This window comes from Amphritea atlantica (assembly GCA_024397875.1).
Classification (GTDB): domain Bacteria; phylum Pseudomonadota; class Gammaproteobacteria; order Pseudomonadales; family Balneatricaceae; genus Amphritea; species Amphritea atlantica_B.
Window position 1 is genome coordinate 242,038 of the sequence record CP073344.1, and the last position, 13,530, is coordinate 255,567.

General features: G+C 51.5%; 10 protein-coding genes and 5 tRNA genes. 2 read left to right on the top strand and 13 right to left on the bottom strand.

The window, feature by feature from the left end:
* Positions 1-210 precede the first annotated feature (210 nt).
* The 13 genes from KDX31_00895 to KDX31_00955 all read right to left on the bottom strand — a co-directional run bounded on the left by KDX31_00895 (position 211) and on the right by KDX31_00955 (position 10,977).
* The gene (locus tag KDX31_00895) at positions 211-849 is read right to left on the bottom strand and encodes an HAD family hydrolase (protein ID UTW03641.1); all 639 of its coding nucleotides are present in this window, start codon (positions 847-849) and stop codon (positions 211-213) included.
* Positions 850-1,321: 472 nt separating this feature from the next.
* Positions 1,322-3,457 (bottom strand): EAL domain-containing protein, encoded by a 2,136-nt coding sequence (locus tag KDX31_00900; protein UTW03642.1) that lies wholly within the window; start codon positions 3,455-3,457, stop codon positions 1,322-1,324.
* Between the two features lie 819 nt (positions 3,458-4,276).
* Positions 4,277-4,351 (bottom strand) — tRNA-Gln (locus KDX31_00905).
* Positions 4,352-4,361: 10 nt separating this feature from the next.
* Positions 4,362-4,438 (bottom strand) — tRNA-Met (locus tag KDX31_00910).
* Positions 4,439-4,555: 117 nt separating this feature from the next.
* A tRNA-Gln gene (locus tag KDX31_00915) sits at positions 4,556-4,630 on the bottom strand.
* 19 nt (positions 4,631-4,649) lie between these two features.
* Positions 4,650-4,726, bottom strand: a tRNA-Met gene (locus KDX31_00920).
* A 188-nt stretch (positions 4,727-4,914) separates the two neighbouring features.
* Positions 4,915-6,006 (bottom strand): redox-regulated ATPase YchF, encoded by a 1,092-nt coding sequence (ychF, locus tag KDX31_00925; GenBank protein ID UTW03643.1) that lies wholly within the window; start codon positions 6,004-6,006, stop codon positions 4,915-4,917.
* Positions 6,007-6,022: 16 nt separating this feature from the next.
* A complete protein-coding gene (pth, locus tag KDX31_00930) occupies positions 6,023-6,616 on the bottom strand; it encodes an aminoacyl-tRNA hydrolase (GenBank protein ID UTW03644.1) in 594 nt (197 codons plus the stop codon).
* Between the two features lie 21 nt (positions 6,617-6,637).
* A complete protein-coding gene (locus tag KDX31_00935) occupies positions 6,638-7,237 on the bottom strand; it encodes a 50S ribosomal protein L25/general stress protein Ctc (GenBank protein UTW03645.1) in 600 nt (199 codons plus the stop codon).
* A 129-nt stretch (positions 7,238-7,366) separates the two neighbouring features.
* Positions 7,367-8,308, bottom strand: a complete 942-nt coding sequence (locus KDX31_00940; protein UTW03646.1) for a ribose-phosphate pyrophosphokinase — start codon at positions 8,306-8,308, stop codon at positions 7,367-7,369.
* Positions 8,309-8,465: 157 nt separating this feature from the next.
* Positions 8,466-8,540, bottom strand: a tRNA-Gln gene (locus KDX31_00945).
* 97 nt (positions 8,541-8,637) lie between these two features.
* Positions 8,638-9,234, bottom strand: coding sequence for an outer membrane lipoprotein LolB (gene lolB, locus KDX31_00950; protein ID UTW03647.1), 597 nt, complete (start codon positions 9,232-9,234; stop codon positions 8,638-8,640).
* A 3-nt stretch (positions 9,235-9,237) separates the two neighbouring features.
* Positions 9,238-10,977, bottom strand: a complete 1,740-nt coding sequence (locus tag KDX31_00955) for a tetratricopeptide repeat protein (GenBank protein ID UTW03648.1) — start codon at positions 10,975-10,977, stop codon at positions 9,238-9,240.
* A 180-nt stretch (positions 10,978-11,157) separates the two neighbouring features.
* On the opposite strand from KDX31_00955, the gene KDX31_00960 reads away from it, so the two are divergent.
* Both KDX31_00960 and prfA read left to right on the top strand, forming a co-directional pair.
* Positions 11,158-12,426, top strand: a complete 1,269-nt coding sequence (locus KDX31_00960; protein ID UTW03649.1) for a glutamyl-tRNA reductase — start codon at positions 11,158-11,160, stop codon at positions 12,424-12,426.
* A gap of 6 nt (positions 12,427-12,432) precedes the next feature.
* Entirely contained in the window at positions 12,433-13,521 is a 1,089-nt protein-coding gene (gene prfA, locus KDX31_00965) for a peptide chain release factor 1 (GenBank protein ID UTW03650.1), read from the top strand.
* The last annotated feature ends 9 nt before the right edge of the window (positions 13,522-13,530 follow it).

Here is a 13,530-nt window from a genome sequence, read left to right on the forward strand (position 1 = left end):
AGAGCTTAAAGCCCCGCCTTCTGACAAGCTATTGACCTATCGTGCTGTTTTGGGGAATGGCGGAACAGATATTTGGCTGCGGGTATGAGGCGAGAATACCCGTCCCAGAAAATAGGGTTAACGGTAACAGCTACTCTTGGCCTATCCGTATTCGTTTAAGTTGCGATACCCCCGCAGCAAACCACCGTGCGGTCGCTGTGCAGCCGTTGGTTATAAGCCAATGTATCTCAAGGCCACATCGGCTTCCGTGTAATCCCTAATTGATTGAGGACTACTAATGCGATTCCCGACAGAGACAAAATTATAGCCCAAAGTTTCAGATGCTTTCTGGTCCCAAGGCCCGTCCCCAAAGTAGGTTCTTGAATCATAACGACCATTGCCTGCAAGCCTCTCGGCCAATCGCATAATCTCTATTCTGCTGTAGTGATCCGAGGACGAGGCCAATGGTATAGCCGAGAAGTTAATGCCTGCAGCATTGAGTTTCATTCTCGCGGATTCAGCCCAGCCACCAGTTGCAAAGGCTACTGAGACATTCTGGCGTGAAACAAGCTGCGATAAAAACTTATACGCTCCGGGGATCGGCGATACTTCGTGGCACGAAACGTAATCCGCTACTCGACTCACAAACTGCTCTTTAACCTCCTTTGCGATGCGCTCGCTGTCACTGTGAAGGCCCAATTCTTCGACTACCTCGGAGAGAATCCCAGAATCGGTTACGTGATGATAGCGACTCCAGTCAGGCCCTATGGATATACCCAATACATCCTTGATAGCTGCTTGAAAGCACTCCGTATCAAAATCGTATGACTCGACCAGCGTTCCGTCTATGTCGAACAAGACTAGATGCACAACCTCTCCCTTAGCTTATAACAATTTAATAGTCTGCCCTTGTAAGGTTGGAAAGCTTGCAAGCTTTGCTACCTTACAAGGTACGTTAAACTCCATGGATGGATAAAAAATGTACCGTAGAAGTCGAAAGTACCAGGCAAATGTGACTAATTATGCGAAGGCAAGGGCTGCCAGAGAGGAGAAAAGGATCAATGGTATTCATCCTGAATATCCGTCTGAACTGTCTTAAGTGCCTGGCCAGCTACACAGACTCATCAAAATCACAGACTACGATACGGGTACTCCAGTTACCCACCGGGTTTAACTATATCGCAGTTGTCTTATCGATGACTACAGCGGCTGTTTTTCTTTGTTTTTTCTAGCAAGTCACGAAGTGACGTCTAGCTGCTAGCGAGCTGCGCAGCAGCGTTCTGATTTCCCAAGCGGCGGAGCCGCGATCTAGCTACTCCGCATCGCGGTTGTCGGCTTTTTGCTATTCAAAAAAGTCGTAATTCATATCGGGGCCGGGAGGTTGCAGGTAGTAGCCCTGAATATAATCGACCCCCAGCTTCCATAGCTTACCCATCAGTTTGGTGTCCTCTACCAGAGGCGCGACGGTGCCTATTTCAGCACTTTTCAGTTGCTTAATCAGCGCAGCAAATGCTTTATCGGACTCTTTCGAGCTGTTCAGGTCCTGAATGTACGAACCATCTAGCTTAACCAGATCCGGCTTGAGTTTTCTGCGCAGCAGTTCGCGGTTTTCTGAGACGCCGAAATGCTTGATACAAAACTTGCAGCCCAGTTTTTTAAGCCCAAATCTGAACTGCTCAGCCTGTGTCTGGCTGGTACTCAGATCTGATTCATTGGCCTGGAATATCACCATCTCGGCAGGGATTCGCTGCTCTTTGAGCTGCTCCGCAATCCAGCTGAGTATCTCGGGTTCCTGATAGAACTGAGCGGTCAGGTTTATAAACACCCGGCTGCGATGTTGTTCCTTTAACTGCTCTGCGACACGACGAAGGGTGTGTTCGATAACCCATTTATCCAGGCGGATATTGGTATCGGCATGGTCCATGGTGGAAAGGAATACATTGGGTGACAAGTCGTCCTCGCCATTATCTTGCTGTAGCCGCAGAAACACCTCGTAGTTTCCCCAGCCATTGGTCGATGCCAGCGCAACGATCGGCTGAAAAAGAATGCGGAACTTATCATTTTCCAAAGCATCGAGGATCATTTTGATGGATGAGTCATCGATATTCTCATGTTCATCGGTGCTCAGTTCGAACAGTTTTGCGCCATTGCCGCGTTGACCATTATTGAGTACTTCATCGGCGGCGGATCTTGCCCGGTCAATTAACTCGACATAATGAGGGGCGTTATCGTTGATTGAACTGATGCCTATGCTACAGCTTGTCTGCACCATCGTGCCGACGACATCGATATTCAGTTTTGCAATCGCGTTGCACAGCTGTTGGGCTAGTTTTATGGCTTTATCGGGGCTGGGATCGTGAAACAGTACGGCAAAAACACCTTCGTCCAGTCGGGCGCAGAGGTGGATTTTGTTTATTTCCTTGTGGAGCACCTCGGCGGCATCAGCCAGCACGATATCGCTGCCCGTTATTCCCAGTTCCGATTGCAGGGCGCTGTAATTATCAAATTTAATGTACAGCAAACTGCAGTCTGATCCACCGTTGAGTGCTCGGTGAACCGCTTTTTCCAGAGCATTTATAAAGTAATTACCATCATACAGACCGGTTGTGGGATCCAGGTTTTCGAAGCGCTCTTCAGTATTTCTGCTATCCGGGTGGATAATTACCTGCAGGCAGTTCTGGTTCAGATAGCGGGCTTGCTGGATGCTGAAGGTTGCCTGGAAATTGGTGCCGTCAACCCGGCGTGCTTTCAGCTCTGTTTTTATGGCGTGACTATTATTCTCCAGCGCTTCATGCAGCGCCGCTTTTAACGGGTCACGGTCTTTTAATATGGTGAACTTATCCAGAGGTTCGTGCTGTAAGCTATTGTGCTCCTCAAGCCCAAATTGCTCTGAGAAAGCCGGATTGCTGTACACCGGTTTCAGCTCTGAAGAGAGATAAATAATCGGTAACCTCGACAGCTCGGCCAACTGTTGGCATTGCTTTTCTGATTCGGCCAGCTCGGCTTCAACAATCCGCAGTCGTCGCCGCTTTTCGAGATGTTCCAGCTGCCTGCGGATCTGAATTAACAGCAGCTCCTGCTCTTCCAGTGAAATAACCGTGGCCATCCGGGCCTTCAGCCCCTGTAGCAGTGTCTGGCTGGTATTTTGGGGCACTAGCTGAATAATCGGGATATCTTTGTTCAGCCGATGAAGGATCTGAACCGCTTCTTTCGCGCCAAACTGTCCCTCTACCTGAGGGCTCAGTATCAGATCCCAGGAGCGTTCACTCAGCGCCTGGTTGAACTCTTCAGCTGACTGTACCTGTTGCCCTCTGGGAGCGAGCCGGGCACCCCGTAACAGGGTGATTATCGGATCCGCTTCCTCTGCGGTCAGACCTAGAAACAGGATATGCACATTTTTGCGCAGTCGCTGTCGCTGTTCAGAAATAATCCTTTTTAACAGGCCATCAGGCTCACCTGTTGCTGTTTGTCCGCTCATTGTTTTCTTCTGCAGTTAAAGCACTATATGGATCACTGAGTGTATCCGCTTTGAGCCAATCTGTCAGCGGGCAGCGCTTTAAAAAACCGAGGCGCGTTGCCCGATCATCATAAAGAGCCTTCTTTATATTTGTAGGAGCGGCTTCCAGCCGCGAATGAAAATCACCAGATACTGCTCGCGGCTGGAAGCCGCTCCTACAATATAAATTGTTGTGTTGATTAGGTCGCTGTGACAAGTCCGACAACGCGCAACTAGCTAGGTATTGCGCATAATACCGAAGCATTAGTCTGACCAGGGGCTTATTAAAAGGAAGAATGTGAAGCCAGAAAAGAATGGCTGGGGTAGGAGGATTGATCCTTACCGTCTTCGACGCTAAGTCCCCTGCGGGCTTCGCTGGCGCTCGTCTCAAATTGCTGCGCAATTAGTTGAACCTCGAGGTTCTCGTGCTTGCTGATAGTGTGAGTCTTTACTGAACTGTATTTTGATAAGAAAGAATGGCTGGGGTAGGAGGATTGATCCTTACCGTCTTCGACGCTAAGTCCCCTGCGGGCTTCGCTGGCGCTCGTCTCAAATTGCTGCGCAATTAGTTGAACCTCGAGGTTCTCGTGCTTGCTGATAGTGTGAGTCTTTGCTGAGCCGTAACTTGAGAAGAAAGAATGGCTGGGGTAGGAGGATTGATCCTTACCGTCTTCGACGCTAAGTCCCCTGCGGGCTTCGCTGGCGCTCGTCTCAAATTGCTGCGCAATTAGTCGAACCTCGAGGTTCTCGTGCTTGCTGACAGTTTGAGTTTTTGCTGAGCCGTAACTTGATAAGAAAGAATGGCTGGGGTAGGAGGATTCGAACCTCCGCATGACGAGATCAAAACCCGTTGCCTTACCGCTTGGCGATACCCCAGCAAAAAGAATGGTGGCAATAGCGGGACTCGAACCTGCGACCCTCGCATTATGAATGCGATGCTCTAACCAGCTGAGCTATATTGCCATCTATATAACAGTGGGTTTAATAACCGTCATATAAATATGGTGGGTAACTAGCGGAACAGAGTCCGGATTGCTACACACCTTCTCTAAACAAACTATCAGATAGTCAGTCAGAAGATGGCTGGGGTAGGAGGATTCGAACCTCCGCATGACGAGATCAAAACCCGTTGCCTTACCGCTTGGCGATACCCCAGCAAAGTCTGATAAGTGAATGGTGGCAATAGCGGGACTCGAACCTGCGACCCTCGCATTATGAATGCGATGCTCTAACCAGCTGAGCTATATTGCCTTAGCACTTATCAAGGCCGCGAATTATTCTCTTTTTTGCTAATCATGTCAACCGATTAGCGGGAAAAAACCGGTCATTTTCTCTGCCGGTCGCAAGGCAAAAAAATAGCCATACTGAATGACCTCAGAATGGCTGTTTTTTGTACTATAAACAGGGTTTAGGGGGAATATCTATTCCCTGTTGTTGTATCAGACGTTAAAGCGGTAGTGAACCACATCACCATCTTTGAGGATGTAGTCTTTCCCTTCAAGACGCCATTTACCGGCATCCTTGGCACCCGCTTCACCCTTGTACTGAATGAAATCATCATAACCAATGACTTCAGCCCGGATAAAGCCTTTCTGGAAGTCGGTGTGGATAACGCCAGCGCCTTCAGGAGCTGTAGCGCCCTGTTTGACAGTCCAGGCCCGCACCTCTTTCACTCCGGCCGTAAAGTAGGTGTGCAGCCCCAGCAGGGAATAGCCTGCACGGATCACCCGGTCAAGACCCGGTTCTTCCATGCCCATCTCCTGCAGGAATTCCAGTTTCTCCTCATCTTCCAGCTCAGATATCTCAGCTTCCATCTTATTGCAGATGATAACGACTTCTGCGCCTTCCTCTTCAGCCAGACTGACTACTTTGTCCAGATGAGGATTATTTTCAAAACCATCTTCCGCAACGTTGGCGATATACATGGTCGGCTTGGTGGTCAGCAGATGGAACTGAAGGATTTCCGCCTGCTCTTCGTCATTCAGTTCAAGGGCGCGAACCGGTTTTCCCTGCTCCAGTTGAGCGAGGATTTTTTCCAGGATTACTTTCGATTTCAGTGCATCTTTATCGCCGCTTTTGGCGACCCGCAGCACTTTGTTCAGCTGTTTTTCAACTGATTCAAGGTCCGCCAGTGCCAGTTCGGTATTGATGATCTCGATATCATCAATCGGATCAATCTTATTGGCGACGTGGATGACATTGTCATCTTCAAAGCAGCGCACGACGTGTGCAATTGCATCGGTTTCACGGATGTTGGCGAGAAACTTATTTCCCAGTCCTTCACCTTTTGAGGCGCCGGCAACCAGACCTGCAATATCGACAAACTCCATCGTCGTTGCCAGGACGCGTTCAGGTTTTACGATTTCAGCCAGGGCGTCCAGACGGGGGTCCGGCATAGGTACTACGCCCGCATTGGGTTCAATCGTACAGAATGGAAAGTTTTCTGCGCCAATGCCTGCTTTAGTCAGGGCATTAAACAGAGTAGATTTGCCTACGTTTGGCAAGCCAACGATGCCGCATTTGAAACCCATGGCTGTGATCCTGTCGTCAGTTGTTCGGCTTAAAAGAGTGTAAGGTTGTCATCGCTTTGTGCCAGTCGCCGCCAGCGGCCTGTTCCAGCACTCGCATGGCTTCGTCGCAGGCCGCTTCAGTGATGCTGAACTCGGAAGCGGGGGCTTTTTTCAGCACAAAACCGGTGACCTCGCTTGCGCTGCCCGGGTGTCCGATGCCGATGCGCAGGCGATAAAAATTCTTGTTGTTGCCTAGCTTGCTGATGATGTCGCGCAAACCGTTATGTCCACCGTGACCTCCGCCTTGTTTAAAGCGGGCAACACCGGGCGGCAGATCCAGTTCGTCGTGGGCGACAAGTATCTGTTCAGCGGGAATCTTATAAAAATTAGCCAGAGAGGCAACTGCCTGGCCACTGAGATTCATAAAGGTAGTCGGGATCAGCAGGTGAACAGGTTGACCGTTCAGGCTGATCTTGCCATACAGACCGTGAAACTTCGTTTCCGGTTTGAGTTGGGTAAGGTGCCGGGCAGCAAGCTGCCCGACAAAGTCGGCTCCGGCATTGTGACGGGTCTGGTCATACTTCTGGCCAGGATTGCCCAAGCCAACGATCAGTTGTATCTGGTCTTGCATACCGGAGCCTGTAGTCAGCTATTACTTACCAGCTTTAGCTGCACGTGGTGCGTAAGCCTGAGCGATACCCTGGTCACGGTCAGCACCGCGACGCAGTTGTACAATCTCAACGCCTTTTGGCAGAGTGATGTTGGACAGGTGGATAACCTGATCCATATCGACTTTAGACAGGTCAACTTCCAGTACTTCTGGCAGGTTTTCTGGCAAGCAGACAACTTTTGCAGTGTTTTGCTGGATGGTGAACTTACCAGACGCTTTACCGGCCGGAGACTGGCTGAAGTTAACAAAGCTCAGCGGCACGATGATCTCGATAGGCGTAGATTTGTTGACGCGCTGGAAGTCAACGTGCATCACGGAGCTTTTAGCCGGGTGACGTTGCAGATCTTTAACGATAACTTTTTCTTCTTTGCCTTCCAGTTCCAGAGTCAGAATAGAAGAGAAGAAGCTAGAATCTTCGATCTGTTTAACCAGAACACGGTTTTCCAGGGAGATAGACACAGGCTTTTTACGCTTGTCACCACCGTAAACTACAGCAGGAACAAAACCAGCATGACGCAGGCGGCGGCTCGCACCTTTCCCTTCGTCAGTACGAGGCTGTGCATTCAATACAAAATCGGTCATTTTAGTACCTTCAATAAAAACAAAACTGCAAACACCTTGCGACCAGGTATTTGCAGTTATTTCAGTAAGCCCGTAATGGGCACGTTTTCCCGTTTGGGATGTTTATCAGCTACCGATAAGCTCGCGGGCTTAGCGGAACATAGCGCTGATAGATTCTTCATTACAGACGCGGCGTACCGCTTCTGCCAGCATCGGCGCCAGGGTTAGCTGACGGATCTGAGGACAGTTCGCTGCAGCTTCACTCAGCGGGATTGTATCTGTGACAACCAGTTCATCAAGATCAGAGCCTGAAATATTGCTGATTGCTGCACCCGATAGCACTGCATGGGTTGCATAAGCAACCACCTTCTCGGCGCCGTTAGCTTTCAGCGCGCCAGCGGCTTTACACAGGGTGCCGGCGGTATCACACATGTCATCGACCAGGATACAGGTGCGGCCTTTTACATCACCAATCAGGTTCATTACCTGAGCTTCGTTGGCTTTTTCACGACGCTTGTCGATAATCGCCAGATCACAGCCAAGTTGTTTGGCGACTGCCCGTGCGCGTACTACACCACCGACATCGGGGGAGACAACGATCGGGTTGTCATAGCTCTGACGGGCGATCTCATCCAGCAGTACCGGAGAGCCGTAGACGTTATCCACAGGGATATCGAAGAAGCCCTGAATCTGGTCGGCATGCAGATCGACGGTCAGTACCCGGTCGATTCCTACGCCTGCCAGCATATCAGCAACAACTTTGGCGCTGATCGCAACCCGGGCAGAGCGCGGACGGCGATCCTGGCGGGCATAACCATAATAGGGAATGACAGCAGTAATCCGGCTGGCGGAGCCACGACGCAGCGCGTCAGCCATGACGATCAGTTCCATCAGGTTGTCATTGGTCGGAGCACAGGTGGACTGGAGGATGAATACATCCTTGCCACGGGCGTTCTCAAGAATCTCAACGCTGATTTCACCATCGCTGAATTTCGTTACGGTGGCTTCGCCCATCGGAATATCGAGGCGCTCTACAACTTTTTCAGCCAGCTGGCGATTTGCATTGCCAGTGAAGACCATCATTTTAGGCACAGTGTCTACCTTCCCGGATCTGCAGTCATTTAATTGAGATTCGTACATTGTTTGTGACGGGGCTTCCACTCTACTTAAACCTCATAAATAAAGGATCAGGAGCCGTTGCCCGGCCAGGCTCTTTAACATTGCTCCCTTATCGGGTGCAGGTTAAAGCTGGCTGGGGTAGGAGGATTCGAACCTCCGCATGACGAGATCAAAACCCGTTGCCTTACCGCTTGGCGATACCCCAATACCTCAAATCTACAGAGATAGCCCTGTAAAAGAGGCGCACATTTTCCCGGAACAACGCGTTAAAGTCAAACAAATGGCGGCGAAAAACGGTAATTTCAGAGTTGTATCTGCCACTCCTTGGCGATGATGGTCAGGCGCAGATCGTTACGGCTGATGGTCAGCTTTTCCGGCAGCAGGTATCCGTTGCGGTTGGTGAATCTTAAGTAATTGATTTCCCAGTTGTTCTGTACCAGTTTTTGCAGGCGTTGCTGGTCCATGCTGAGTTTAAAGGGGTGTCCCGGAGCAGGGATTCCCCTGATCCAGTAAGGCAGATCCCTCACTGGAAACTGCCAGCCTAGGGTTTGCTCCATCAGCAGTTCGGGGGATGCCGCCCAGAGAGACTCCTCTCCGGCAACATCGATGGTTACGCCGTTCTCATCACCTTCGATGCGAGCGCCACCCTGACCCAGCGGGCCGGTCAGCTCAATCTGATAATGCTGTTGCAGTTGTTGCCAGAACAGGGTGGCGTTGTTGTTTTCGCGGGCGGTGCGGATCCCGATCTTGCCTTTCAACTGCCAGCTATCCGCCGCCAACAGGGCCGGGTATTGCTCTTTCCAGGGGCGCTCAGCGTCAACCGGTTCCGGGCTGGGGGTCACCCCGGCACACCCGGTCAGCAGCAGGATTATGGATAAAACCAGCGAACGTAATGCCATTACTTAATCCTGAGGGGCGTTGATTGAGGTTGCCGCGTCCATTAGAAACTCATTATCCGGGTGCTTCAGTTGTTCCTGCTTTAGCAGTTCCAGTGCCTGTCGCTGGCTTCCGGCAGCATGGTAAGCCTGAATCAGGTGAGCGCTGACCTCGGGATCGGGAAACAGATCGTAGGCCTGTTGCAGGAAACTGACCGCTTCAGAGGCTTTTCCCTGTTTCAGCAGTATCCAGCCCATGCTATCGAGAATAGCCGGGTCGTCTGGGGAGAGCTGTAAGGCCCTGTTGATCAGATCAAAGGCTTCATCAAAGCGGTCGGTATAGAGTGTCAGGGTATAGCCCAGCGCGTTTAACGCCATGCTGTTGTCCGGTTCCAGTGCCAGTACCTGACGCAGGTCTTTCTCAATCAGGCTAATATCCTGCGGGTCAAGCGTCATCGCCCGGGTATACAGCAGGTTGGCATTATCCGGGTGCTGCTGGAGGGCTTCATCCAGAATGCTCAGCGCGGCATCCTTGAAATCATGCAGATTGAGCCATTCCGCTTCCATCACGTAAAGCGGGATGTCGATCTCGGGCATGTTGTTACGCGTCTCCTGCAGTATGTCTTGCAGCCGGGTGCGGTTGTCCGGATGGTCAAGCAGCGTCGCGATACGGCGGTAAGCCTGCAGAATGTTGTTGCTGTCTTTGACCTTTAGAAAATGACCGATCGCCTGTTCGGCGTTACTCTCATGTTGCTCGATCAGGCCCAGATAGTAGTGGGGTGTCGTATTGTCCGGGTAGCGCTGCAACAGATCCTGCATGATTGTGCGACTCTGTTCTACCTGGTCATTTTCCAGCAGGAGCAGGGCTGTATAGAAGGTCAGTTGCGGCTCTTCTGGGAAGGTTTCCACTAACAGCATGGCCTGTTTAACCGCCTTCTTTGTCTGCTCAGACTGGAACAGCAGTTGTACATAAAGCATAAACAGTTGCTGATCAGGCTGGTCCGCGTCCATCTGTGGTTCGAGCACCCTGATCGCTTTACGGAAATCGCCCTGCGCGCGCAGCAGTTCAGCTTTCTGCAGAATCGCTTCCAGGTGATCGGGATCTTCAGCGATAGCGCTATTAAAGCGTTGCAATGCTTTTTCGCTGTTTCCCTGAAGGGCATAGAGAACCCCCAGTGTGGTCAGCAGAGTCGCATCCGTTTCCTTACCCGGGTGCTCTTCCAGCAGCCGGATGTAGGCCGTTGTTTCTTCCGCACTGAACTTGTCTGCCTGGGCGCTGATGATTATCAGTGTCTGCTTATCTGAGTGATGCAGCGCTTTGCGCAGCAGGGGGAGTGCTACGGTGAAATTGCCTTTACGCAGTAACAGACTGGCGGAGATAAGGTAGGGTTCGGGATTTTCAGGCTCCGCCTTCTGCCAGAGCTCGCTGGCTTCAAGTAGCTGATCCTCCCGCTGCAGATACTGAGCGATGTAGGTGGCGCGTTTGGCAATTTCCGGGTCTCCGGTCAGTTGGGCCTGATGGAGATAGTTGTTCAGTGACAGATCAAACTCTTTTCGCTGGCCGGCGATTTCAGCAACGATAAGCTCATACAGGGTTTCCCGGTTGAGTTCTCCCGGATGGTATTCCACCGCAGGCAGCGGAGTGACCTCTGTATCAGACTCCGGTTTGCTTAACGTGCCGGCGCAGCCGCTTAAGCTTAATACTACCGCTATTAAGGTGATCGCAAGCGATGTTTCGGCTTTTCTTACGAGAGTGGGTGCTTTCATTTCGCTGATTTTATCTGTTGCAAAGAGATTGATGGCTCCACTATAGATGAATCGCAGGGGTGTTGTCATATATGGCTGTAATTCGTAAAAAATTGATTTGATGCGGCACGGGTTTTTTAACCTTTAAGCGAATAAAGTGTATTATTACGCGCTATTTCAATCTGGGTGATATTTTCCTATATGGCTTTGCTCGCGTTAGGCATCAATCATAAGACAGCTTCGGTATCGGTCCGTGAGAAGGTCGCTTTTGCGCCGGAGCAGATGGCCGATGCATTGGCACAGGCCTGTGAGCTGGCACATCTGAAAGAGGTGGCGATTCTCTCTACCTGTAATCGCACCGAGCTCTACTGCTCAACCGAGCTCGAAGGAACCCGCGCACTGTTGGAGTGGCTGGGAAGTTATCACCGTCTCGATCCGGATGAGTTGCAGCGCTGCAGCTATGCGCATTGGGGGCAGGATGCGGCTCAGCACATGATGCGGGTTGCCAGTGGTCTGGATTCCCTGGTGCTGGGCGAACCGCAAATTCTGGGGCAGCTTAAATCCAGCTATGCTGTGTCTCAGAGTTCGGGGGTGGTTGGCGCTGAGCTGGATCGCTTGTTTCAGCAGACGTTTGCGGTCGCCAAAAAAGTCCGCACCGATACCGCGATAGGTGAGAACCCGGTGTCGGTTGCCTATGCATCGGTGAGTCTGGCGCAGCATATCTTTGCCGATCTGAGTAAGAGTAAAGCACTGTTGATCGGTGCCGGTGAAACCATCGAACTGGTTGCCCGGCACCTGTCGGAAGCGGGCGTTAAACAGATGATCGTGGCGAACCGGACCCTGGTGCGTGCAGAAACGCTGGCGCAAGAGTTCAATGCCCGGGCTATTTTGCTGGGCGATATTCCTGAAGCACTTGAAGATGCCGATATTGTTATCGCATCGACCGCCAGCCAGTTGCCTATTCTGGGTAAGGGGGCGGTTGAATCGGCCCTGAAAAAACGTAAACACCGGCCCATCTTTATGGTGGATATCGCGGTGCCACGGGATATCGAGCAGGAAGTTGCTGAACTGGATGATGTCTATCTCTATACCGTCGATGACCTGAAAGAGGTGATCGAGGAAAATGTTCGTAGCCGTGAAAGTGCAGCGCAGGAAGCCGAGACGCTGGTCGAGGCGGGGGCATCGGAGTTTATGCGTCAGCTTCGCTCTCTGGGGGCGGTTGAGACGGTCATGTCGCTGCGTCAGCAGGCTGAGCAGCTGCGTGATATCGAACTGGAAAAAGCGCTGCGTCAACTGAGTAATGGTAAAGATACTCAGGAGGTGCTGAATAATCTGGCACGTGGTTTAACCAATAAATTAATTCACAGCCCGACAGTGCAGCTGCGTAAAGCCAGTGCTGAGGGACGTGATGACTATCTCGAGATGGCGCAGGACCTGTTTCAGCTATCTCATAATGTAAAAGAAGACTGATTAGTGATGAAAGAATCGATAGCCCTTAAACTGGAAAGCCTTGCCGACCGTTATGAAGAACTGGCGGCGTTGCTGGGCGATGCCGGGGTGATCTCTAATCAGGATAAGTTTCGTGCTTATTCGAAGGAATATTCTGAGCTGGAGCCGGTGGTTAAATGTTTTCAGTCGTATCAGGCGGCGGAGGCCGATCTGGATGAAGCCCTGCTGATGCTGGATGATTCCGACCCCGATATGCGTGAGATGGCTAAGGAGGAATACTCTGCGGCCAAAGAGAATATTGAAACCCTGGAGCAAGAGCTGCAGATCCTGCTGCTGCCCAAGGATCCGAACGATTCCCGTAACGTATTCCTTGAAGTCCGTGCCGGTACGGGCGGCGATGAGGCGGCAATCTTCTCCGGAGACCTGTTGCGGATGTATAGCCGCTATGCTGAAGCTCAGGGCTGGAAGCTGGAGATCATCAGCGCTAACGAGGGTGAACACGGTGGCTATAAAGAGGTTATCAGCCGGATTATCGGCAAAGATGTTTATTCCCGTCTGAAGTTTGAGTCGGGTGCCCACCGGGTTCAGCGGGTACCGGAAACTGAATCTCAGGGCCGTATCCACACGTCAGCCTGTACCGTCGCCGTGATGCCTGAGATGGATGAGGTCAGTGATGTGCAGATTAACAAAGCCGATCTGCGGGTTGATACTTTTCGGGCATCCGGTGCCGGTGGTCAGCACGTTAACAAAACCGACTCTGCTATCCGTATTACCCATATCCCGACCGGAGTGGTGGTTGAGTGTCAGGAGGAGCGTTCGCAGCATAAGAACCGCTCTAAAGCGATGTCGTTGTTGGCATCGCGTCTGCAGGCAGCAGAGCAGGAGCGGCATGCCGCAGCGCAGGCCAGCACCCGTAAATCACTGGTCGGCAGTGGCGACCGCTCTGAGCGTATTCGCACCTATAATTTTCCTCAGGGGCGAATTACCGATCACCGTATCAATCTGACGCTGTATAAGCTTCAGGAGGTGATGGAGGGCTCACTGGGTGCGGTTGTGGATCCTCTGGTCAGCGAATATCAGGCTGAATTGCTTGGCGCTCTGTCCGACGAGAACTAACGCGGATCG